The organism is Corynebacterium sp. MSK150 (assembly GCF_030229215.1).
Classification (GTDB): Bacteria; Actinomycetota; Actinomycetes; order Mycobacteriales; family Mycobacteriaceae; genus Corynebacterium.
In genome coordinates, this window is sequence record NZ_JASPHM010000013.1 from 22986 (window position 1) to 46126 (window position 23141).

Annotated in this window: 19 protein-coding genes; 10 read left to right on the forward strand and 9 right to left on the reverse strand. The window is 60.9% G+C overall.

The genetic code is table 11. The features are described 5' to 3' along the window. Window positions 1-116 precede the first annotated feature (116 nt). Genes QP941_RS08900 through dapF form a run of 3 tightly spaced genes read left to right on the forward strand, consistent with a single transcriptional unit; the run spans window position 117 to window position 2478 of the window. Window positions 117-716 (forward strand): hypothetical protein, encoded by a 600-nt coding sequence (locus tag QP941_RS08900; protein WP_284868708.1) that lies wholly within the window; start codon window positions 117-119, stop codon window positions 714-716. Next, complete coding sequence (miaA, locus tag QP941_RS08905; RefSeq protein ID WP_284868709.1) at window positions 716-1612, forward strand: tRNA (adenosine(37)-N6)-dimethylallyltransferase MiaA; 897 nt, start codon at window positions 716-718, stop codon at window positions 1610-1612. Before QP941_RS08900 ends, miaA begins: the two co-directional genes overlap by 1 nt. Window positions 1613-1617: 5 nt before the next feature. Continuing rightward, complete coding sequence (dapF, locus tag QP941_RS08910; RefSeq protein WP_284868710.1) at window positions 1618-2478, forward strand: diaminopimelate epimerase; 861 nt, start codon at window positions 1618-1620, stop codon at window positions 2476-2478. Between the two features lie 44 nt (window positions 2479-2522). On the opposite strand, the gene QP941_RS08915 is transcribed toward dapF, so the two are convergent. Then, complete coding sequence (locus tag QP941_RS08915; RefSeq protein ID WP_502869209.1) at window positions 2523-3134, reverse strand: hypothetical protein; 612 nt, start codon at window positions 3132-3134, stop codon at window positions 2523-2525. Window positions 3135-3170: 36 nt separating this feature from the next. Beyond that, entirely contained in the window at window positions 3171-3968 is a 798-nt protein-coding gene (locus QP941_RS08920; protein WP_284868712.1) for a hypothetical protein, read from the reverse strand. Between the two features lie 75 nt (window positions 3969-4043). Between QP941_RS08920 and hflX the strand changes: the two genes are divergently transcribed. The 3 genes from hflX (at window position 4044) to QP941_RS08935 (ending at window position 7970) form a co-directional block, all read left to right on the forward strand. After that, the gene (gene hflX, locus QP941_RS08925; protein ID WP_284868713.1) at window positions 4044-5537 is read left to right on the forward strand and encodes a GTPase HflX; all 1494 of its coding nucleotides are present in this window, start codon (window positions 4044-4046) and stop codon (window positions 5535-5537) included. Between the two features lie 31 nt (window positions 5538-5568). Next, on the forward strand, window positions 5569-6849 hold the full coding sequence (locus QP941_RS08930) for a uracil-xanthine permease family protein (protein WP_284868714.1): 1281 nt from the start codon (window positions 5569-5571) through the stop codon (window positions 6847-6849). A gap of 131 nt (window positions 6850-6980) precedes the next feature. Beyond that, window positions 6981-7970: an HNH endonuclease signature motif containing protein gene (locus QP941_RS08935; protein WP_284868715.1), complete on the forward strand. Its 990-nt coding sequence runs from the start codon at window positions 6981-6983 to the stop codon at window positions 7968-7970. 68 nt (window positions 7971-8038) lie between these two features. On the opposite strand, the gene QP941_RS08940 is transcribed toward QP941_RS08935, so the two are convergent. From QP941_RS08940 to QP941_RS08950, 3 genes are read right to left on the reverse strand one after another with little or no spacing between them, the layout of a single operon-like run. Beyond that, window positions 8039-8308: an HPr family phosphocarrier protein gene (locus QP941_RS08940; protein WP_005325102.1), complete on the reverse strand. Its 270-nt coding sequence runs from the start codon at window positions 8306-8308 to the stop codon at window positions 8039-8041. A gap of 54 nt (window positions 8309-8362) precedes the next feature. Next, window positions 8363-10480 carry a PTS fructose transporter subunit IIABC gene (locus QP941_RS08945; RefSeq protein ID WP_284868716.1) on the reverse strand — a complete coding sequence of 706 codons (2118 nt, stop codon included), beginning with the start codon at window positions 10478-10480 and terminating at the stop codon, window positions 8363-8365. A gap of 13 nt (window positions 10481-10493) precedes the next feature. Next, window positions 10494-11459: a 1-phosphofructokinase family hexose kinase gene (locus QP941_RS08950; RefSeq protein ID WP_284868717.1), complete on the reverse strand. Its 966-nt coding sequence runs from the start codon at window positions 11457-11459 to the stop codon at window positions 10494-10496. Between the two features lie 198 nt (window positions 11460-11657). On the opposite strand from QP941_RS08950, the gene ptsP reads away from it, so the two are divergent. Then, window positions 11658-13346: a phosphoenolpyruvate--protein phosphotransferase gene (ptsP, locus tag QP941_RS08955; protein WP_284765896.1), complete on the forward strand. Its 1689-nt coding sequence runs from the start codon at window positions 11658-11660 to the stop codon at window positions 13344-13346. 21 nt (window positions 13347-13367) lie between these two features. On the opposite strand, the gene sugR is transcribed toward ptsP, so the two are convergent. After that, complete coding sequence (gene sugR / locus QP941_RS08960; protein ID WP_284765897.1) at window positions 13368-14150, reverse strand: transcriptional regulator SugR; 783 nt, start codon at window positions 14148-14150, stop codon at window positions 13368-13370. A 359-nt stretch (window positions 14151-14509) separates the two neighbouring features. Beyond that, on the reverse strand, window positions 14510-15214 hold the full coding sequence (gene lexA, locus QP941_RS08965; protein ID WP_284868718.1) for a transcriptional repressor LexA: 705 nt from the start codon (window positions 15212-15214) through the stop codon (window positions 14510-14512). A 730-nt stretch (window positions 15215-15944) separates the two neighbouring features. Between lexA and nrdR the strand changes: the two genes are divergently transcribed. Then, window positions 15945-16403, forward strand: a complete 459-nt coding sequence (gene nrdR / locus QP941_RS08970; RefSeq protein ID WP_005328590.1) for a transcriptional regulator NrdR — start codon at window positions 15945-15947, stop codon at window positions 16401-16403. Here nrdR and hrpA read toward each other — a convergent pair. Beyond that, window positions 16400-20287, reverse strand: coding sequence for an ATP-dependent RNA helicase HrpA (hrpA, locus tag QP941_RS08975; RefSeq protein ID WP_284868719.1), 3888 nt, complete (start codon window positions 20285-20287; stop codon window positions 16400-16402). The genes nrdR and hrpA overlap by 4 nt on opposite strands. A gap of 106 nt (window positions 20288-20393) precedes the next feature. On the opposite strand from hrpA, the gene QP941_RS08980 reads away from it, so the two are divergent. After that, window positions 20394-21302 (forward strand): hypothetical protein, encoded by a 909-nt coding sequence (locus QP941_RS08980; RefSeq protein ID WP_284868720.1) that lies wholly within the window; start codon window positions 20394-20396, stop codon window positions 21300-21302. A gap of 89 nt (window positions 21303-21391) precedes the next feature. Here QP941_RS08980 and QP941_RS08985 read toward each other — a convergent pair whose 3' ends face one another. Then, window positions 21392-22336: a hydrogen peroxide-inducible genes activator gene (locus QP941_RS08985; RefSeq protein WP_239277550.1), complete on the reverse strand. Its 945-nt coding sequence runs from the start codon at window positions 22334-22336 to the stop codon at window positions 21392-21394. Window positions 22337-22496: 160 nt separating this feature from the next. Between QP941_RS08985 and QP941_RS08990 the strand changes: the two genes are divergently transcribed. Beyond that, complete coding sequence (locus QP941_RS08990; RefSeq protein ID WP_023021385.1) at window positions 22497-23090, forward strand: peroxiredoxin; 594 nt, start codon at window positions 22497-22499, stop codon at window positions 23088-23090. Window positions 23091-23141 lie beyond the last annotated feature (51 nt).

Here is a 23141-nt window from a genome sequence, read left to right on the forward strand (position 1 = left end):
GATCGCCGCGCGTCACGGCTGCCGAATAAAATCACTGGATACATTACCGCGAATATCCCGCGCGTGCCCAGATTCTATTTAATTACCTCCACTTGGGTAGATAGTATGGAGGAATAATGTTCAATCTCATGGTAATGCCTGCGTCACCGGCGCTGGCCGTGGAGCTTTCCGCCAATAACGCTGCTTCCCGCGCCCTGCTTGCCGCTGCCCGTACGCTCGCAGTGGAGGCTGCGGCCGCCGGAATAACGGAAGTAGATATCGTCGGCAGCCAGGATAAGCGCTGGTATACCGCCCATTCCGGAAGCTTACGGGCCTGGGGTGCGGCCACTGACCTGGGCGGCGGCAACTTCCTTCCGGAGATCATGGCCCGGTACGTGCTGCACAGCGTGCCGCAGCTTAACGCCCGCGCTAGCCGGGAGCACATTGGCCAGCCGGATCCGGCGGCGCTGACCATCGTTGTGGCAGATGGCAGCGCGGGCCTGACCGAGCGCGCCCCCTTGGCGCTCGTTCCCGGTGCCCAGGAAGCGCACGAGTGGTGCGAGGAGGTGCTCATGGGGGCGTCGGCAAGCAAGGCAGGCGAATGGCTTTCCCAGCGCGGTGTGGTAGAGCCCGCACTGTGGGAGGAGTTAGCAGGACTACAACCAAAGAAGGCGCAGTTGCTGGCCACCGACGCCACCCTGGGGGTTGGCCGCTACGTTGCAGGGTGGGAGGTCTAATGCGCCCGATTGCAGTGTTTGGGCCCACCGCCTCCGGCAAATCTGCGCTGGGCTTGGCGCTGGCGCAGGAGCTGGACGGTGAGGTGGTCAACGTCGATTCCATGCAGCTCTACCGCGGTATGGACATTGGCACCGCCAAGCTCACCCCGGCCGAGCGCGAGGGAATCCCGCACCACCAGCTCGATGTGTGGGACGTGACCGAGACCGCTTCTGTGGCGCGCTACCAGCGCGATGCCATCGCGGACGTGGAAGGCATCATGGCCCGCGGCAAGACGCCAATCCTAGTCGGCGGCTCCATGCTTTATGCCCAAGCGCTGGTCGACGACTGGAAGTTCCCACCCACCGACCCCGCCGTCCGCGCCAAGTATGAGGCCCGGCGCGTAGAAATCGGTACCGATGCCCTGCATGAGGAGCTGGCGCAGGTGGATCCGGCCGCGGCCGCCATCATTGAAGATAAGGACCCACGGCGCACCGTGCGTGCCTTGGAGGTCATCGAACTGACCGGTAAACCTTATAAGGCTAGTCAACCGCCGAAGGACGCCCCGCCGCGGTGGGGCACCCGTTTGCTCGGCCTGCGCACCACCGCAGATTGGCTTAATCCGCGCATCGAGCTACGCACGCGCCAGATGTTTGAGCGCGGGCTCATCGAGGAAGTCGAGGGCCTCCAATCCCAAGGCTTGGTGGCCGATTCCACGGCCGGGCGCGCTATAGGGTATGCGCAGGTATTCCAAGCCCAGCGCGGCGAACTTACGTGGAATGAGGCCGTCGAGCGCACTATTACCGGGACACGGCGCTATGTGCGCCGCCAACGTTCCTGGTTCAACCGCGATAAGCGGATCATGTGGCTGGATGCCGCGGGCGATACGACCGCCCAGGCGCTGCGCGCGCTAGGGTAGGGAGCATGAAATTTGCCAAGGGTCATGGAACTGAGAACGACTTCGTCATCGTCGAAGACCACGCGGCCACCACGCCGCTTGCCCCCGAGCGCGTAGCGGCGCTGTGTAATCGCCGCGCCGGTATCGGCGGCGACGGATTGCTGCGCGTCGTGCGCGCCGAGGCCTTGCTCGCGGCCGGGGAAATCGAGTCGCTGGCCGAGGGCATCGCGCCCACTGACTGGTTCATGGATTATCGCAACGCTGACGGTTCCGTGGCCGAAATGTGCGGAAACGGCACCCGCGTTTTCGCCCACTGGCTGCGCTCGCGCGGCCTCGTGGAAGAAGACGAGTTCACCATCGGTACCCGCGCCGGCGCCAAGCGCGTGACGGTGCACTCGTGCGATGAACACGCGGCAGAGGTGACCGTGGAGATGGGACCGGCCGACGTAACGGGTGTATCTACCGCGTCTATGGCCGGGGAGAGCTACGCCGGTTTGGGCGTTGACATGGGCAACCCCCACCTCGCGGCCGTGGTGCCGGGGCTGGACGCCGAGGGCCTTGCAGCCAAGACATTTGAGCAGCCCATCATCGATGAGTCTTTCTTCCCCGCCGGCGTGAATGTTGAGGTCGTGACCCCGCTGCGTGATGGCCACGTGCACATGCGCGTCTTTGAGCGCGGGGTAGGAGAGACCCGCTCCTGTGGCACGGGCACCGTGGCGGCCGCGACCGCCGCGCTTGCCGACGCCGCCGTTGACCACACCACCACCCCTCACGGCACCGTGCACGTACACGTCCCCGGCGGGGAAGTGACGGTGGACATCTACGAGGGCGGCTCACGCTTGACCGGCCCGTCCGCGATCGTCGCCACCGGCGAGACCTCCCTTTAGACCGCGTCGGGCCCGACGCGCGGTGCGCGGTACACGGTGAGTGCTTAGGCGCTGCGTCCTTCGCCTTCCTCTTCCTCGAATGCTTGCTCTTCGAGGGCTTGGCGGCGCAGGGCGCGATTTTTTACTTCGTTCTTTTCATACTTCGGCCCGAGCGCAAAAGCGGCGCGGCGGGCCGATAGCCATGTTTCCTTGAGCTCGCGCGCTCGTTCATCGGTCACCTTGAGCAAGGATTCCAGCTCGTTGGTGCTGACCTCTTCTGCGTTGACGCGCAGGTGCAACCGGCGCAGGAATCGCCGAGCGCCCGAGATCTCATAATGGAAGGCTTCGATGGTGGGGTCGGAGCAATCCAGATCTAAAAGCGCGGGCCGGTAGAGCGTGCGGTCCGCGATTTTTTCGGCCGCCTCGGAGGACCGGAAGTCTTCGTATTCGGCCAAGACGTCCTGAATATCTTCGGCAGAGAGCCGAATAGAGCTGCGCAGCGCCGCCTGCTCCGAGGCATCCGGCCGGGCGTGGAGCATGAGCAGTGCTGCCGCGATGAGTAGTGCCGCGATGAAAACCCCGGGGAGTTTTAGGGTTGCCACAACCGCCACTGATCCCACCAGGATCAGCGCGAGAACCAATACACGCCGGTTCCTCGCATTTTCCGGGAAAGGCATCCACACAGCTATTCCACCAGACCTTTGCGTCAACTCTTAGTGGCCGCCGCAGCCACAGCCTCCGGAACCACAACCGCAGCCAGCGCCGTCGCCGCAGCCACCGCTGGGCATTTCAATAGAAGCCGTCAGCAGGGCGGTGCCGGCCACGATAGAGTCCTTGGCAGGCAGCTCATCTCTGCCTGCAGGCAGGCAGAGATCGAAGGGGAAGAGGCCATCCATGACGAGGTGGGCGAATTTCTCGCCGGTGAGCTCATTGGTACGCCACTCGGATTCCATGACGCGCGCCGCAAAGGTAGCAGCCGGGGTAGGAACCTCCGCGCCAGACCCGGAGGAAATTACCTTCGCCCCCGCGGACTCAAAGAGCGCCGGGAATTCGCCCTCGGCCGCCTCATAGGCATCGGCAGACTCGTAGGTGCGGATATCGAGGCCCATGGCGGTGAGGGAGATTTGCTGCCATTGCTGCAAGGGTTCGTCGGCAAGCAAAGGCCCCTGCGCCAAGTTCGCGGTGGCCTGGGCGATGGTGGTGCCGAAAGGATCGATAATTTCCAGCAGGGCAAGAACATCGTTGACCATCTCTACGTGGGCGAACCCTTGCGTAACCGCATTGAAGCCAATGTAGGTAGCAAAAGGTTCCACCGCGAGAATATTGAGCTGCGCGCCCGATGGATCGGTGAACTGGATCAGCTGACCACCGCGTACCTCACCGGTAACGGCCAAGCGATCGCTCGCGATAGCGGCCTCGACGGCATCCTGCCAGCGTTCGAAATTGAGGCCAATCGCCTGCATCTCGGTATTTTGCTGCGCCCCAGTGTCCTTAACGTTCATGCCCGCCATTGTATCGCCTTGTGCAGCCAGCTAAGAATCCGCAATTCCCGCTTTTGGCCGCAACGTGCCAAAATGAATGGTAGTATGACCGAATTTTCCCAGCACAATAACGACGATCTCCTCGCCCGCGCGTTCCGCGATAACGACGCCCCGGCCACACCAGAGGCGACGCCCACCACCGGTGACCTTGACCTGGCAGAGCGCAACGCCTTCCGCCGCGTCACCCGTGAGACCACCATCCGCGCCGAAGACACCACCGATGGCTATGAGGTGGAGTACCGTAAGCTGCGCCTCGAGCGCGTCATCCTGGTTGGCGTGTGGACCGAAGGCACCGTGGCCGAGGTGGAAGCCACCATGGACGAGCTCGCGGCGCTGACCGAGACCGCCGGCGCCGAAGTAGTAGAGATGATCTACCAAAAGCGCGATAAGCCTGACTCCGGCACCTTCATTGGTTCCGGCAAGGTCAAGGAATTGCGCGACATCGTTGAAGCTACCGGTGCCGATACCGTGGTGTGCGATGGCGAGCTCAATCCTGGCCAGCTCACCGCTCTCGAGCGCGCGCTTAACACCAAGGTCATTGACCGCACGATGCTCATCCTTGACATCTTTGCTCAGCACGCCAAGTCCAAAGAGGGCAAGGCACAGGTCTCTTTGGCGCAGCTGGAATACCTCTACACCCATACCCGTGGTTGGGGCGGCAACCTTTCGCGTCAGGCGGGCGGCCGCGCCGGTTCCAATGGCGGCGTCGGCCTGCGTGGTCCCGGTGAGACCAAGATTGAGACGGACCGCCGCCGCATCCGCACGGAGATGGCCCGGCTGCGCAAGGAGCTGCGCGCTATGAAGACCGCCCGTGAGGTCAAGCGTTCCAAGCGCCAGCGCTCAACCATCGCGCAGATAGCCATTGCCGGCTACACCAACGCCGGAAAGTCCTCGCTCATTAACGCCATGACCGGCGCCGGCGTGCTGGTGGAGGACGCACTCTTTGCCACGTTGGACCCCACCACTCGCCGTGCCACGCTTGCCGACGGCCGCCAGGTCGTCTTCACCGATACCGTCGGCTTTGTCCGACACCTGCCCACGCAGCTGGTCGAAGCCTTCAAATCCACCCTGGAAGAGGTGCTGGCCGCCGATATCATGTTGCACGTGGTCGATGGCTCTGACCCATTCCCGCTCAAGCAGATTGAGGCCGTCAACCAGGTCATCTATGACATTGTCGCGGAAACTGGGGAGCAGGCCCCGCCCGAGATCATCGTGATCAATAAGATCGACCAGGCCGACCCGCTAGTGCTCGCCGAGCTGCGTCACGTACTCGACCATGAGGACGTCGTCTACGTATCCGCGCGCACGAGCGAGGGAATCGACGAGCTGACCGCGCGCGTGGAGCTTTTCCTCAACTCCCGCGATAGCCACGTCAAGCTGCAGGTTCCCTTCACCCGCGGCGATGTGGTGGCCCGCGTACACGCCGAGGGCACGGTGCGCCACGAGGAGTACACGGCCGATGGCACGCTTGTCGACGTCCGCCTTCCCGCACCCACCGCCCGCGAACTTGCCGAATTCATCGTGGAGGAAGTTTCCTAAAACCAGCCTGGGTGATCCATAATTAAGGCTCGTGAGCTTAAAAGGTTGGACCGTCCACGGAGACGGTAAAAGGATTGCACCGGGCGCGGTCGTAGCGCCGGAAGAACGACTCAGCTGGGGCCGAACCATCGGCATCGGAATGCAGCACGTGGTGGCCATGTTCGGCGCTACGCTGTTGGTTCCTACCCTGACCGGATTCCCCGTCAATACGACGCTGCTCTTTTCCGGCCTCGGCACCATTTTGTTCCTGCTTATCACGCGCAACCGGTTGCCGTCTTATCTCGGCTCCTCGTTTGCATTCATCGCACCGCTTTCGGCGTCGCAGCAGTACGGAATCGCCGCGCAGGCGGGCTCCATTTTGGTCACCGGCCTCGTCTTGGCTGCGGTGGGTGTGGCAGTCAAAATCGCCGGCCGCCGCGTGCTTGATGCCGTCATGCCGCCGGCCGTCACCGGTGCAATCGTGGCCCTCATCGGCCTGAACCTAGCGCCGAATGCAGCCGAGAACTTCGCCTCCCAGCCGCTCGTGGCCGCGGTGACGCTGCTCGTCATCCTGCTGGCCACCGTCGCCGGCCGCGGTATGGTCTCGCGCCTATCCATCCTGCTCGGCGTGGTCGTCGGCTGGGTCTTCGCTGCGCTGACCGGCAACCTCGGAGATGACGCCGTCGCGGCCATCGATGCCGGCCCGTGGGTAGGCCTGCCGGAATTCCACGCGCCTTCTTTCAACGTCTCCGCCATTGCCGTGGCGCTTCCAGTGCTGGTGGTACTCATCGCGGAAAACGTCGGCCACGTCAAGGCCGTCTCCGAGATGACCAAGCGCGATCTCGATGACCTGGCTGGTGACGCGCTGATCGCCGATGGCCTTGCGTCCACCCTTGCTGGCGGCTTCGGCGGCTCCGGTACCACGACCTACGCCGAAAATATCGGCGTGATGGCCGCAACCCGTGTATATTCCACCGCCGCCTACTGGGTGGCGGCCTTTACCGCCATCCTGTTGGCCTTCGTGCCGAAGTTTGGTGCGCTGATTTTCACCATCCCGACCGGAGTTTTGGGCGGCGCCTGCATCGTGCTGTATGGACTCATCGGCATGCTGGGTGTGCGCATCTGGATGGATAATAAGGTTAATTTCAATAACCCGGTCAACCTGACTGCGGCCGCGGTGGCGCTTATCGCGGGCATCGGCAACCTGACCCTCACCGTGGGTGGGGTTTCCCTCGAAGGCATTGCGTGGGGCTCGGTAGGCATCATCGTGGCCTATCCGATCATGAAAAAGCTCTACGATTCCGTCGGTGAGGGCCACGGCGCCAAGTACTAATTTTCAACCTGTGGATAACTGCCCGTCGCGCGCCCGCGGCGGGCAGCGTTGTTGACGGACCAACGCGGGTTATCCACAGCGCGCCGGTATGCGGCTCGCTTAGGCGTGCGGGGTCTATTTAACTTAGCGGTATGACCGCATTGGACGCATACCTAAACGCAGTGAACGCCGGCATGGACATTGTCGCCGCCGTTCAAGGGCTTAGCGATCGCGAGCTCATCGCACGGGGTGCCTCCGACATAGCCGCGCGCGACCTTCTGCGTCTATGTGATACCTATTTCGGCCGGTGCGGCTTTGCTGCCAAACAGCGAGCGGCGCGGCAGACTAGGCATTCCCTCGACGTGTTACTGCTGATTGAAAAATACGCCTTGCGCTTGCCGACGCAGCGCGACGCCTGGACCCTACGCACCGAGCTGTGTGCCTTTCGCGGCAGCGCCACCGCCCTGGAAAAGCGTGCCCGCGCTTTGGTACGCGAACTGCGACCGCGCCGCGCGCCCGAAAAGGGAGTGCGCATTACCCGCCGCTCCGGCGGTCCGTGGTCACTGACTATTACCGGGGATTCAGCCGATGTGGCGGATATGCACGCTGCATTGGATGCCAATAAGCCCCTGGAATCTGCCAAAGACCTCTTCTTTGGCAAGGCGGATGCGACGCGGTCGACGGTGACGACTCAGGTGGTTCTCACCCTTGACGAGCTCGACCGAATAGTCGACGGAGGCGGCGAGGAAATCACCCTCCAACTCACCAACGGCGCTCGAATCACCGGGGCGGAGCTTGTCGCGCGGACACTGAGCGACCACGGCTATGTCACGCTCGTCCATCCCCACGAGGGGCCGGTCAACCTCTACCGGACCTCGCGCGTGGCCAACGACAAGCAGCGGCTCATGGCGGCTGCGGTCAACCCGGTATGCCCGTGGGAGAGCTGTAACTATCCCGCCGACAAGTGCCAGATTCACCACCTCAAAGCCTGGAAGCATGGCGGCGAGACCAACGCTGCGAACCTTGTGACATGCTGTCCCTATCACAACGGCGTCAATGACGATGACCCCAACGCCCCGCCGCGCCGAGGCCGGCTAGCCCGGGTGCGCGGGCAGGTGACGTGGGTGCCACCGTGGGGATAGGTGGCGTTGGAAAGCGAAAAGCTCCCCACCGCAAGGGTGGGGAGCCTAGAGTCGAACCGTTTTAGGGCTTAGGAAGCGTCCAGGTCCTTCTCGATGAGAGCAGCAATCTTTTCCACTGCTTCTTCGTTTTCGGAGGTAACGGTAACCTCATCGCCCTGTTCTGCGCCAAGAGCCATGATCATCAGGGAAGAGGCCGCATCGGTCTCATCCTCATCATCATCGCCGACCAGGTTGAGGAAAATATCCTCATCGAACTCGCCGGCAGCGTCCGCGATAATAGATGCAGGACGTGCGTGCAGGCCTACAGAGGAGCCAACCTTTACAGTCTTGGAAGCCATGGAAAATATCCTTTCTTACGGGGATTTTTACAATCCAGTGTACGAGTGTTTGGTTTATACTGCCACGTTCTGGGCGGCTTCTTCGACGGCCTTGTTAGGCCAGAACTGCTTCATCGCCAGCACCGCCGCAGTGGAGACAACCACGCCGGCCGCGATGGCCACGAGGTAGCCCCAGAACGGGTCGATGGCGAAGAAGACGAACACGCCGCCGTGCGGAGCACGGGAACCGACCGACAGGGCCATCGAAATCGCGCCCGTCACCGCGCCGCCGGCCATCATCGAAGGGATGACGCGGAACGGATCGGCCGCCGCAAACGGGATGGCACCCTCCGAGACGAAGGACAGACCCAGCAGCCAAGCGGACTTGCCGTTCTCCTGCTCGGCCGGTGTAAACAGCGACTTGCGGATAAACGTAGCCAGCGACAACGCAATTGGTGCGATCATGCCGGACGCCATGACGGCGGCCATGATCTGCATGGAGGATTCGTCGCCGGTAGACAGTCCGGCCGTGGCGAAGAGGTAGGCCGCCTTATTGACTGGGCCGCCCAAGTCGAAGCACATCATCAGGCCGAGAATGATACCCAGCAATACAGCCGAAGAACCGGACATGGACGATAGCCAATTTTGCAGGCCTTCCATGAGGTTTGCCAGCGGTACGCCGAGTGCCAGGTACATGGCGAGACCGACAACCAACGATGTCAGCAGCGGAATAATGACAACCGGCATGAGCGAGCCTAGCCAACGCGGTACCTTCCAGTTGCCAATCCACATCGCGATGAAGCCTGCCAGCAGGCCAGTAACTAGGCCGCCGATGAAGCCAGCGCCCAAGGTAACTGCGATCGCTCCGCCCGCGAAGCCTGGGGCGATGCCAGGACGGCCGGCGAGAGCGTAAGCGATATAGCCCGACAGCGCAGCGACGATGAAGCCCATTGCCGCTTGGCCTACGGCGAAGAGAACAGCGCCGAGATAGAGCAAGAACCCGGAGCGCTCGAAGTGCATGAGTTCGCCGTCAACGGTCACGTCATGGCTGGGGAGGTTGCCGAGCGAAAACTCCGTCGATAGTGTCTGCCAACCATTTGCCATATCGGCGCCACCGAAAAGGAAGCCGAGGGCGAGCAGCAGACCACCGGCCGCAACGAACGGGACCATATAAGACACGCCGGTCATAATGGCTTGCTGGATGCGCTTGCCCCAACCAAGAGACTTGCCTTCTTCTTCCGCATCGGCGCGGGTAGCAGTGCCGGAGACCTTGTGCGCGTGGGGGTTGTGCGCGGCTGCGATCGCCTCGTCGAGCATCGTGCCAGGTTCATTGATGGCGCGTTTGACTCCAGACTCGATAACCGGCTTGCCGGCGAAGCGTTCGCGGTCGCGCACGCCGACGTCCGTGGCGAAGATGACCGCATCGGCCGCGTTGATCGTGGATTGGGAGACAGACTCATTATTAGACGAGCCCTGCGTCTCAACAGTCAGAGATACGTCATCACGCTCGGCCGCGGTTTGGGTGAGGGCGTCGGCCGCCATGTAGGTGTGGGCGATGCCGGTGGGGCAGGCGGTGATGGCCACGATGCGGGTGACATCGGCCGAAGGTTCTGCGTTGGTAGGGGGTGCGGCCGAGGGCGCGGCGGCGGAGGGGCCGGCGGCATCGGTACCGGTTGCGGCAGTGCCGGCAGCAGCGCCTTGGGCGGCCGGTTCCTCGGCTGGCTTCTTCTTCGGCTTTTCGGCATTGACTACCTCCAGCACAAGCCGAACGATTTCTTCCTTGGTGGGCGCGTTGCGCAGGGACTCGAGGAAGTCCTTGCGCACTAGAGCGCGGGCCAACTTGGACAAAATCTTCAAGTGGGCTTTGCCGCCGCCGGCCGGAGCAGCGATGAGAAAGACCAGCTGGGCGTCACCGTCAGGGCCGGAGAAATCCACGCCACGGCTCAGGCGGGCGAATGCGAGGGTGGGTTCGGTCACTGCCTCGGAGCGGCAGTGCGGAATAGCGACTCCGCCAGGGACGCCGGTACCGGCCTTGGTCTCGCGGTCGATGGCGGGCTGGGCCAAGCCGGCGATGTCGGTGGCTCGGCCGGTGTCATAGACCAGCGTGGCCAGGTTGGTAATTACGGAGTCAACGCTGTCGCCGAAGTCGGCGTCGAGCGCGACTAGGTCGGTAGTGATGAGGTCGGAAGCCATGATTAGGCACTCCTTAGGCTAGCGATTGTACGGGGGTATGTGCGATATCGAGTTCTTCTGGGCGAGGGAATTGGGTGCCCTGTTTGGATGCAGCCGCAGTTCCGTAGGCAACCGACTGCGCGAGGCTATCGGCCGGCGACTTACCGGCGGTGCGGCCGAGGAGGTATCCGGCGAGTGCGGCGTCACCGGCGCCTACGGTGGATTTCACCGTTGTTGGCGGGGGAGTTGCAGCCCAAGCGCCATCCGCGGTAACCAGCACCGCGCCGGCACTGCCAAGAGTGACGAGTACTTCTGCGATGCCCTGCTTGACGACGTCTCGGGCCGCCCGAACAACCCCTGAGTACTCGCCGTGCGCGGCCTGGTCTTCCAGCTCGCGGCCGTCGGTTCCGGTGAGCTGGCCGAGCTCTAGGCCGTTCGGCTTAATGAGATCCGGCGCAGCAGAATTGAGATTTTCGCCAATGGCCTGCATTGGAGCATCGGATGTATCGACGGCAATGCGGGCCTGTGGTGCGGCCGAGCGAACCGCGGAGATGAGGTCGCAATACCAATCGGTATCTACGCCACGCGGCAGCGAGCCGGCTAGAACCACCCAGTCGGAGGCAAGGGCGCGGGCGGTGAGCTCGGAGGTAATGGCGTGGGAGTCGGCGTCGGAAAGCGCAGGGCCTGGACCGTTGACCTTGGTGGTGGTGCCATCAGGCTCAGTGATGGTGGTATTGACGCGAACTGCGCCGTCCATGGGGATAGCAGAGGAAGGCAGCCCAGCCGAGTGAATGAGATTCAGGAAAGAATCGGAGTCGTGGGCTGGGAAAAGAGCCAAGGATTGCTCGCCGGCCAAGTGCACGGCATGGGTGACGTTGACACCCTTGCCGCCAGCAACCTGTGTGACCTCGCTGGCGCGGTGGACATCACCGGAGGTCAATGGCTCTCTGAGCACAAGGGTGGCGTCGATACTGGGATTGGGGGTCAGCGTGAGAATCAAGTCGTCCCTTTCGCAGGTTGTATATTGGGGGCCGAATGCCGTTGGAGAGAACCGTACGGGCAAGGCCCGCCCTTAATGTTGATTCTTGTCCGATTGTGTCCGAAAGTCAACAGAATTCCTGTGGTATACATTGCTTTTCTATCCGATTTGTGGTGTTCTGGAAGTTAACAAACCGCTATCTTCGAAGGAAGTACGCTCATGGAAAACGCGTCTGAGTCCACAATCAAAGGAACCGGTGTCGTTGCCGGAGTCGCCTACGCCGAAGCCGTGTGGGTCCGCCCTCGCCCCGCCCTGCCTACCGAGGGAAGCATCGACCCAGAGCAAGCGAGTGATGTTGAATATGACCGCTTCCTTGCGGCCGTAGATACTGTCGCTGGCCGTTTGGAGCAGCGAGCTGCTGCCGCAGAAGGCCAGGCTGCGGAAGTTCTGACCGCAACGGCCGGCATGGTCAAGGACCGTGGCTGGCACAAAGCCGTGCGCAAAAACATCCGCACCGGCCAGGATGCGGAGTTCGCTACTGTCGGCGCCACCGATAAGTTTGTCACCATGTTCGAGGCCGCCGGCGGCGTGATGGCCGAGCGCACCACTGACTTAAAGGACGTGCGCGACCGCGTAATCGCAGAGCTGCGCGGCGAGGACGAGCCGGGGCTGCCGCTCGTAGACGGCGAGGCCGTGCTCTTCGCGGATGACTTGGCCCCGGCCGATACCGCGACGCTGGATACCAAGCACATCAAGGCCCTTGTCACCGAGCTGGGGGGACCTACCAGCCATACGGCCATTATCGCCCGCCAGCTGGATATTCCATGCATCGTTGCTGTGGGCGCCGCGCTTAGCGATATTGAAAGCGGCACGCTGGTATTCGTCGATGGAGCAGTGGGTGCCGTCACTCTTGGGGCCGACGAAGAGGCTTCCACAAAGGCCGTGGCCGAATATCGCGAGCGTGCAGCACGCGTTGCCCAGTGGCGCGGCCCGGCTGAAACCAAGGACGGCCACCGCGTGCAGCTGCTTGCCAACGTCGCTGATGGCAACGCCGCCCGCATTGCTTCGGATTCCCAGGCAGAGGGCATTGGTCTCTACCGCACGGAGCTGTCCTTCCTCTCTGCTAGTGAAGAACCGAGCGTGGACGAGCAGGCAAAGATTTACGGCAAGGTTTTTAATGCCTTTCCTGAGTCAAAGGTTGTCGTGCGTACGCTGGATGCCGGATCCGATAAGCCTATCTCTTATGCCACGCTAAGCTCCGAGGAAAACCCAGCATTGGGTGTTCGTGGCCTGCGTATTGCACGCGATAATGAGGCTTTGCTGACCCGCCAGCTGGATGCGATTGCGCAGGCGGCTGCGGCTCGCGATGACAAAGCATCGACTTGGGTGATGGCTCCTATGGTTGCCACCTCTACCGAGGCCCAGTGGTTTGCTAGCCTGTGCCGCGAGCGCGGCCTGACTGCTGGCGCCATGATTGAGGTTCCGGCCGCAGCGCTTATGGCGGATAAAATCATGCCGCACCTTGATTTCGTGTCCATCGGCACCAATGACCTGACTCAGTACACGATGGCTGCGGACCGCTTGTCTCCACAGCTGGCCTACCTGACCGACCCGTGGCAGCCGGCTGTCCTGCGACTCATTCAGCACACTTGCATCGTGGGCCAAGCCAATAACGTTGCGGTTGGCGTGTGCGGTGAGGCAGCAGCCGACCCGATGTTGGCCTGCGTGCTTACCGGCTTGGGCGTAAATTCGCTATCCGCAGCGTCAACGGCGGTAGCGGGCGTCGGTGCACAGCTGGCAGAAGTTACCTTGGAACAGTGCCAGCAGCTTGCCGAGGTGGCATTGGATGCGGAAAGCCCTGACGCTGCCCGTACCGCAGTGGTCGAACGCATGGAGTCCTTCGCCTAAAGTAGGCGAAGGATCGGGGGATTATTCGCTGGCGAGCACGACCTCAATTTCGCGCTCGCGCAACGCTTCCACGAAGGAATCGGGGGCAGCAGCGTCAGTAATGACGACGTCGATATCGGCGGCAGAGGCGAAACTTACAAGGTAGTCATTGCCTAGCTTGCTGGAGTCACACATGACCACTACCTTGTGGGCATTGGTGACGAAGGCGGATTTGATGGCTGCCTCTTGGGAGTCGGCCGTCGACAAGCCATGGTCTAGGGTGAGGGCATTGGTGCCGATAAAGGCGACGTCGGCACGCATCAAAGCTAGGGTGCGCAGTGCGGTATCGCCAACGACGGCCTGGGTAATCGCGCGGACCGTACCCCCAAGTAGCTGGACGTCAGGCACGCCGTTGCCTGCTAGAGACAGGGCAATAGGCAAGCTATTGGAGACAATGTTGAACTGCGCCTGCGGGTATTGCTGTCCAATGAGCTCCGCGAACGCATTGATGGTGGTGCCTGCGTCCAAGAAAATACTGCCGCCGCCGTGGGGGAGAAAATCAAGGGCCGCGCGGGCGATAGCCGCTTTTGCGCCGGAGGCGGACCTCTGGCGGGTATCCAGGGTAAGCTCCGCGGTCTGGAAGGTTTGGGAGGCTACTGCGCCGCCATGCACGCGATGGACGACACCCTCACGGTCAAGCACCGCAAGGTCGCGGCGAATGGTCTCGGCCGTAACTTCGAAGCGTTCTGAGAGCTCAGTGACGTTGACGCGGCCTTCAACGGCGGTGAGGGAAGCAATTTGGCGACGCCGCTCTTCTGCGTACATGATTCCTCCTTGAATCTAGAGACATCGCGTCATGGCGCGGGGGTAAAAATTGCCATTTTATGCGGAAGTGAAAATCTGGCGATGTTGTTTTGCTTAGTCTATTGTCTCAAAAATCGGGAATAAACGGACTAAAGCAAAAACTTGCACAGCTGCATTTTAGAGCCGGTACCTTGAAATGCCTGGTTATCAGGAAAAGTGGGAAAGTGGGATTTTCGTCTCTTTTGGTGTCCGGGTCCGAAATAGAGCCAAAATGGGGGTGGCAGGATACGGGCTGCGTCAACGAAGGGTGTACATAGATAGACCCCGCGAGGGCCACGCTCGGCCCTTGCGGGGTAATGGAATCTGCGTCAGGTGAGTGGTTAAAGCTTACGGAATACCGATACAACCTTGCCCATGATTTCCGCATCATCGCCGTTGATGGGAGCGTAGGCATCATTGTGGGGAAGCAGCCACACGCCGGAGGAATCACGGTGGAACTCCTTGACGGTAGCTTCAGAACCTTCGAGCAGGGCGGCGACGAACTCGCCCTCCTCTGCAACTGACTGGGAACGAATGATTACCCAGTCGCCGTCAAGGATGCCGGCATCCTGCATCGAGTCGCCGACTACTTGCAGCATATAAAGGTCGCCGCTACCGACCACCTCGTCAGGCATGGGGAAGTATGTGTCGACGTTTTCCTCTGCGGTAATGGGTGCTCCCGCGGCGATGCGGCCGACCACAGGAATATAGGAAACGGCACCTGCATCCTCGGGAACTTGCTGCTCAGACTTGGCCGGCTTGCGGCCCGGCTTTTTGGTGCCTTCATCCGTATTAAGGTGACGAACATCTACAGCACGCGGCTTATTAGGGTCCCGGCGCAAAAACCCCTTCTCTTCCAATTGTTTTAGCTGGTAGGCAACCGATGATGTGGACTGCAGGCCTGCTGCGTCACCAATTTCGCGAATGCTTGGTGGGTAGCCACGCAACATAACGGCGTCACTAATGACGTTGAGAATGCGTCGCTGGCGGTCGGATAGGGAAGCGTAGTCGGTCTTCTCGGTAGTCTTCTTTGGCTTGCGGCCCATTGCTGGCTCCTCGGAGGGGGTCGGGTGGATTTATCGGTGGTCTGTTAGCTGGCGGCGCTGAAAAGTTGCCACACGTCATTTGTAGCACGAAAAGTACAGATGTTCGAGATTTGCGCGTTGGGGTGGACAAGCATTCGAAGCGATGCTATAAATCGAACGTACCAACTAAATCGAACATTATGGCGACTGGGTGTCATGGCGTGTCGAATGAGGCGCCTAAGGTGGTTTCAGTCGTCGAAAGGAAAGTCATGTCTCTGCTGATCAATTCTCGCAATAACCTGGTAACACGCAATGCTGCTGATCCTGTAGTGGTGCCTTCTGCATCCGTGTGGGATGTGGAGCGTGGCTACGGTTCTGTGGCCCGCGGTACCGCAAACTCTCGGTATGTTCGAACTCTACGTGTGGAAGATTGCACGACCTATCGTTCGAACCGTACGTCGCCCGGAGACTCTGGGAACAGATCGAATAGGGGCCGAAACAGCGTGGGTGAGTCGAACACAGGTAACTACGCATTGGGCGCAGTGTTTGGTGTAGCGGTCTTTGTGGGCACTTTGCTAGGCGGACTAGCTGGTACTGAAGGAAACGGTGCACCGCAACCGCCGGCTTCTAATGTGCAACAAGTAGAGGCTGCAGTAACACGATAGGGGGAACGGTGGGGCGAAGGTCGGTGGTCGCACGAAATCGAAGGTGAGTAAACTACTGGCGTAACAACGTCAGTGAAAGGACCACCGTGTATTGCCCTTTTTGTCACAATGAGCAATCCCGCGTTATCGACTCGCGTGTGGTCGATGCTGGAGCGTCGATTCGTCGCCGGCGCGAGTGTGCTTCGTGCAAGGGCCGCTTTACCACGGTTGAGAAGGCCGTGCTGCTTGTGGTGAAGAGAAACGGTCTGGCCGAGCCTTTCAGCAGAGATAAATTGATTCGCGGTGTGCGCCGTGCCTGCCAGGGGCGAGATGTCAGCGACGATGCCCTAAAGAAGCTGGCGCAAGAAGTGGAGGAGACCGTGCGCAGTCATGGCTCCTCGCAGGTCAACGCGAACGAGATTGGCTTGGCCATCCTAGAACCACTGCGGGACCTTGATGAAGTGGCCTATCTGCGCTTCGCCTCTGTATATAAATCCTTTGAAAGCGCAGATGACTTTGAATCCGAGATTCGCCTGATGCGAAGGCGCGATCGCGAGGACTTTTAGCGCAGTTTGTCCACCGCCTTTTGGATACGGCGGAGTGAAACGGCATGGGCTGTGCCAAGGCGCTGAGCGAAAAGAGAAACTCGAAGTTCTTCAATCATCCAGCGTACGTCCTTGACCTCGCGCGTCTTTTCGCGGCCTGCCGGGAGGTTGCGAAGGCGGTTAGATAGGTAAGCCTTGGCGTTGTCTACCTCGGCTTGGCGGTCCGCATCGCGGTCCGGGTCAAGGTTCATGTCCTCTAGACGAATTCGCATGGCTTGGATATATCGTGGTAGATGACGCAGATGGGACATTCCATGGACAGTGATGGCGTTTTGGGGTAGGAGGAAGTCCAATTGTGCGCGCATGTCATCTATTGCTGGGCCGTCCCAATGAGCGAGCTCCGCTCGCAGGTTGGAGTACTCGGCGAGTCCCGGTGCAATAGCTACCACTGCCTGGCGTACGCGTCCTGGGACCTGGGGTTTGACGGTGTCTTTAAGCTTCTGGAACGCCGCGGGGGTGCGGACGGGTCCGCCGGCTTCGAGCATCAGGTCGCGGATCGCGGCGACGCGGGCGTCATTGACAAGGCCGTCGGCGCCGCCGTGCGGATAGGAATCGACGGCGACGCGCTGTTGCAAGGGCAGGCCCTTGACCATTTGTGAGGCGTTGACGGATATCTCACGCATGAGGAGCGTAAGAGTTGTCGTGACCATGGCGGCATCTGCGGCGGCCTTGGTGGGATGGACCTTGAGCTCGACGCCGTCCTTGGTAGCGACCAAGGCGGGGTAGGCGGTGACTTCGTGGCCGTCCACTGTGGTCTTGACCGTGTCATCGATGGTGCCGAGGGTGTCGTCGGTCCATTCGCTGACGGCGGTGGACTCGGAGGTGCGCGAGACGCGGGATACGGAGGACTTGATGTGTCCGGCCTGACGTCGGACGAGCGCCGCGAGGTCGCGGTCGGAGTCGACGATGTTGCCGCGCTTATCGATGGCCCCGTAGTTCATCCGCAGGTGGGCGGGTAGCTTGCTGGCCTGGAAGTCGGTGGCGTTGATTCCTTGACCGCCGAGTTCGCGGAGGACGTCGGCAAGTTGCTGGGTGATGGGGCCTTCATAAGGGATGAGGCGGTCGATGGCGCGCTCGGCAAATTCGGGCGCGGGTACAACGGTGCGGCGCAGGGCCTTGGGCAGGCTGCGGATAAGCTCGGTGACGAGCTCGAGGCGAAGACCTGGAACGAGCCAATCGAATCCTTCGGTATCCAAGCCGGCGAGCATAGGAATGGGAACCATTACGGTGACGCCGTCGAGTGGATCGCCGGGCTCGAACTTGTAAGTCAGTTCGTAATCGATAGTGCCCTTGCGCCAGTGGTCGGGGAAGGACTCTTCAGTGACGTCGTGGGAGTCGTCGATGAGCTTAGCCGGATCGAAATCCAGCAGATCCGGGGTGCGGCGGCGCTCCTTTTTCCACCATGAGTCGAAGTGGCGGCCGGTGGTTACCTTCGCCGGAATGCGCTGGTCGTAGAAGTCGAAGAGTGTATCTTCGTCCACGATGAGGCCGCGGCGGCGGGCCTTTTCTTCGTATGCGGCGGCGTCGTCAAGCGCTTGGGCGTTGGCCTTGAAGAAGGCGTGGTGGGTGTTCCAATCGCCGGCGATAAGGGCGTTGCGGATGAACATATCGCGGGCAGCGGCGGGATCGACGCGGTGGTAGGGCACGGTGCGGTCGGCCACGATGGGCACGCCGTAGAGCGTGGATTTTTGGTGCGCGATGGCGGCGGCGCGCTTGCGAGACCAGCTGGGCTCGGAGTAGTTGTGCTTGAGCAGGTCCCCACCGAGCTTTTCCACCCAAGCGGGATCGATGGCGGCGACATCGCGCGCCCAGAGACGGGACGTTTCCACCAGCTCGGCAGCCATGAGGAACTCGGGAGGCTTTTTAGCCAGGGCGGAGCCGGGGAATACCAGGAAGCGGGTGTTGCGCGCGCCTTGGAACTCCTTGGAATTGCCATCGCGGGCGCCGATATTGGATAGCAGGCCCGAAAGGAGGGACATGTGGATGTCATCGGAGCGGCGCTCGGTGCCTTCCTGGTAGGTCGAGCCCAGCTGCTTGGCGACGTCCTTGAGCTGGCGCACCAAGTCAAACCACTCCCGGATGCGCATGTAGTGGAGGAACTCCTGTTTCATGCGCTTGCGGAACTTATTGCCGGATTGCTCATTGCGGGTTTGCTTGATGTAATCCCACAGCTTGAGCATGGACAAGAAATCTGAGGTCTTGTCCTTGAAACGGGCGTGGGCTTGGTCGGCTTGGGCTTGGAAGTCGAGGGGGCGCTCGCGCACATCTTGGATGGTCATGGCGGCAACGATGACCATGACATCATCGAGGCAGCCGTTGGTATTGGCCTCAATGAGCATCCGAGCCATGCGCGGATCCAGTGGGATGCGGGCAAGATCGCGGCCGATGGTGGTGAGAGAGGGCTTGTCCTGCTTGTCGTGGAGGGCGCCGAGCTCGTGGAGGAGTGTGAGGCCATCGCGGATGGCCTTGTGCTCGGGAGGTTGGATGAAGGGGAATTGTTCGATATCGCCGAGCTTGAGCGAAACCATTTGCAGGATGACGCTGGCAAGGTTGGTGCGCAGAATTTCTGGGTCGGTGAACTCGGGTCGGCTTTCAAAGTCCTGTTCGCTGTAAAGGCGGATGGCGATGCCGTCGGCGACGCGGCCGCAACGGCCGGAGCGTTGGTTGGCGGAGGCCTGCGAGATGGGCTCGATAGGCAACCGCTGGACCTTGGTGCGCGTGGAATACCGTGAGATGCGGGCGGTGCCGGTATCGACGACAAAGCGGATTCCGGGTACGGTAAGCGAGGTTTCGGCGATATTGGTGGCCAAGACGATGCGGCGGCCGCGGTGCTCGCTAAACACGCGGTGCTGTTCCTGGTTGGACAAGCGGCCGAAGAGGGGAGTGACCTCGACGTTTTTCCACTTCTTGCCTTCGATGGCTTCCATGGCATCGCGGATGTCTCGCTCGCCAGGGAAGAAGCACAGGATATCGCCGTCGCCTTCGTGCATGAGCTCTTCGATGGCCTCGGTCAAGCCGTCGAGCGGGTCTTGGTCCACTACTTTTCCGCCGGCCTCGAACTCGAGTGGCCGGTAGCGGATTTCTACGGGGTAGGTGCGGCCGGAGACCTCGATAATGGGGGCGGGGTTGCCGTCGGCGTCGGCAAAGTGGGCGGCAAAGCTTTCTGGGTCAATGGTTGCGGAGGTGATGATCACCTTGAGGTCTGGGCGCTTAGGTAATAGGCGCTTCAAGTAGCCCAAGAGGAAGTCGATATTGAGCGAGCGTTCGTGGGCCTCATCGATGATGATGGTGTCGTACTTATTGAGAAAGCGGTCGCGCTGCATCTCGGCGAGCAGGATGCCGTCGGTCATCAGCTTGACGGCGGTGGTCTCAGACACGCGATCGTCAAAGCGGATGGCGTAGCCAACGGACTCCCCGATTTTCTGGTCCAATTCCGCTGCGATGCGTTCAGCGACGGTGCGCGCTGCAATACGGCGCGGCTGGGTATGGCCGATGAACCCCCGCCGGCCGCGGCCCAGCTCGAGGCAGATCTTTGGGATCTGAGTTGTCTTACCAGAACCGGTCTCACCAGCGATGATGACGACCTGGTTGTCCCGAATGGCCTCGGCGATATCGTCCTTGCGGGCGGTGACAGGGAGGGCGTCCGGGTAGGTGATGGCGGGAACGGCGGCGTCGGTAAGCGCGACGCGCTCGGCCGCGGCATGGATTTCAGCGCCGATTTCTTGCAGCGCTTTAGGAGCGCGAGCCTTTTTGAGGCGGCGACGGAAGGAGCGCGCCTCGGCCAAAGAGACATTTTCGAGTGCGGCGAAGAGGTCCTCGCGAGAAGGGGATTCGTTCTTAGTCATGACTAGGCAACGAGTGTACCCGTCCACCTGAAATGAGGAAAAAGTTGTTAAAGTTAAAATACTTATCCATTTTTCTATGTGCATTCCTGAAGGAGGAGCACCGCCTATGACGAACCCGTATTCGGGTGGAAATGACGATTTTCCTCGCTATGAGCCGACCAACCATCCTGAGGATCGGCCGGACTACGGCCAGCTTCCATCGTATGGTGGCAGCCACGAGGGTAATGCCCAAGGCTACGCCGGCTATCATGCGGGCCAGCCTCAGCACACCGGAAAGGTTTCGGCCATAGATGCTGTTTCTTGGGCTTTTCGCGCTGTTTTTAGCAACTGGAAGCTATGGATTTTAGGAACGTTGCTAGCTGGCTTCCTCGGCGTAGTCTTTTTCGCTATTTCTGGCGGAGTGGGCGCTGCGACGGCGAGTGCCGACGGTGATCTCACTGCTAGTTCCACGATCATGCAAATCATTTCCTGGGTGATTGGCATCGTGCTAACTCTGGCGCTTATGCGCCTAGCGCTTTTTCAGATTGATGATTCTCGCACCGGGTGGGGCTACCTATTTAAGAATGTGCGCTGGTGGCAGCCACTAGTCATAATGGTCGTCATCGGCCTTGTGGGGGGACTGATTTCCTTCGTCGCTGTGCGCGGTTCTGCGGAGGGGCTGGCCGGCAATGCCGAGCAGCTTTCCGATGAAGAAGCCTTCGCCGCCGTCATGGGCATGCTTGGTGTCATGGCTGTGATTTCGCTGATTAGCTTCTTTATCCAACCATTCTTCTCGCTGATGCAGTGGTTCGCGGCCGATGGCGATAGCGTTGGTGACGCCGTGAAGAAGGGCTTTCAGGCAGGTAAGAATAACTACGGCCAAATGTTGCTGCTGGCAATTTTGAACTTTTTCATCATTATCGGTGGCTTCTTGCTTTTGGGCATCGGCCTCATCGTGGCGTATCCGGTTACCCTCTTGGCACAGGCGCATATGTACCGCCAGTGCGCGGGGCGCAATACTCTCCCGCAGGCGTAGCGCAGCATAGTTAAAGGCCACCGTTCCAATTTGGGGCGGTGGCCTTTGGCGTGCTTGGCGACGCCCCCGTGTGGGGCCGCCGGGTGAGACTACTGCCGGGAACGCTCAATCGCCTTGTTATAGGCAGAGGTGATGAGCGTGCCGAATTCGCGGAATTCCTCGGCGCGGGCGGCAGAGGAACGGAACACGAGGCCGACCTCGCGCTCGGCAGTGACATCGGAGGCAAAGTGGGCGATGGCGACGTCCTTGCCATGGCACTCGGTGGCTAGTGCAGATTCGGGGACGAGGGTGCAGCCCAATCCGCCCATGACCAGCTGCATGATGGTGGTCAGGGAGGAAGCACGGGTGACGGAATTGGTGGCCTCGGCCGGGTTGATATTGGCGTGGCGGCAGAGATCGACGACCTGATCGCGCAAGCAGTGGCCGTCGTCAAGCAGCAGCAAATCTAAGTCCTTGAGCTCCGCAAGCTCGACATCCTCGCGGCCGGCGATGGGGTGATCGGGCGGGCAGACAATGGAGAATTTCTCCGTGTAGAGCGGGCTATCGACCATGCCGGTGGCCTCAGAAGGAAGGGCCATGATGGCAAGGTCCAGGTTGCCGTTGCGCAGGCGAGTAATGAGGTGCTGGGTTTGCTCTTCGACGAAGCGCGGCTCGAGATCCGGGTAGGCCTCAACAAGCATCGAGAGCAGATCGGGAAGGATGTAGGGAGCAATGGTGGGGATAACGCCGATGGTCAGTGGGCCGGCAAGGGTGCCGTTGGCGCCGCGAGCGTGGGCCAGGAAGGTATCGGCGGCTTCAAGAGTGGCCTTGGCGTAGGGGAGGAGGGTCTCACCGGCCGAGGTGACGATGACCTTGCGGGTGGAGCGCTCGATGAGCTGCAGGCCCAAGCCCTGCTCGAGGGCAACGAGGCCCTGAGAGAGGGAGGGCTGGGAAATTTCGAGTTTGGCGGCCGCGGTACCAAAGTGCTTGTTTTCCGCCACGGTGACAAAGGTGCGCAGCTGAGCAAGTGTAGGGCGATACTCTTTATTATGCATGCCTATCACTCTAACACTTACCTATAGGATTTGCTATTGACGCGAGCGGAAAAGATGGTATAACTGATCGTGTTGGGCCGGACACGGTCCGGCCCCGCTGCTTGTACGTCAAGCGGCAGGAAACTTAGAGGAAAAGCCTTTGCTAAAGGAGTTGAAGACTATGCCTATTTTGACCGTCGGCGAAAAGTTCCCAGAGTTCAACCTCACCGCCCTGACCGGTGGCGATCTGCACGACGTCAACGCTAACCAGCCGGAGGACTACTTCGAGCAGGTATCCTTGGACAAGTACGAGGGCAAGTGGAAGGTCGTCTTCTTCTACCCGAAGGACTTCACCTTCGTCTGCCCGACCGAGATTGCTGCCTTTGGCAAGCTGGACGAGGAATTCCAAGACCGCGATACCCAGATCCTCGGCGGCTCCACCGATAACGAGTTCGCTCACTTCAACTGGCGTGCAACCCACCCAGAGCTGAAGGAAGTTCCTTTCCCGATGTTCTCTGACGTACGTCACGACCTCATTCGTGCACTGGGCGTCGAAAACGCTGATGGCGTTGCTGACCGCGCCACCTTCATTATCGACCCAGATGGCGTTATCCAGTTCGTATCCGTTACCCCGGATGCTGTCGGCCGTAACGTAGACGAGGTTCTGCGCGTGCTCGACGCCCTGCAGTCCGAAGAGGTCTGCGCTTGTAACTGGGAGAAGAACGACCCAACCAAGAACATCAACAAGATGGACGTCGTTCAGTCCGCGCTCTAAATCTCACTGAGATGCAGGTTCACCCCGCTTTCGTGGCGGGGTTTCCTTTTA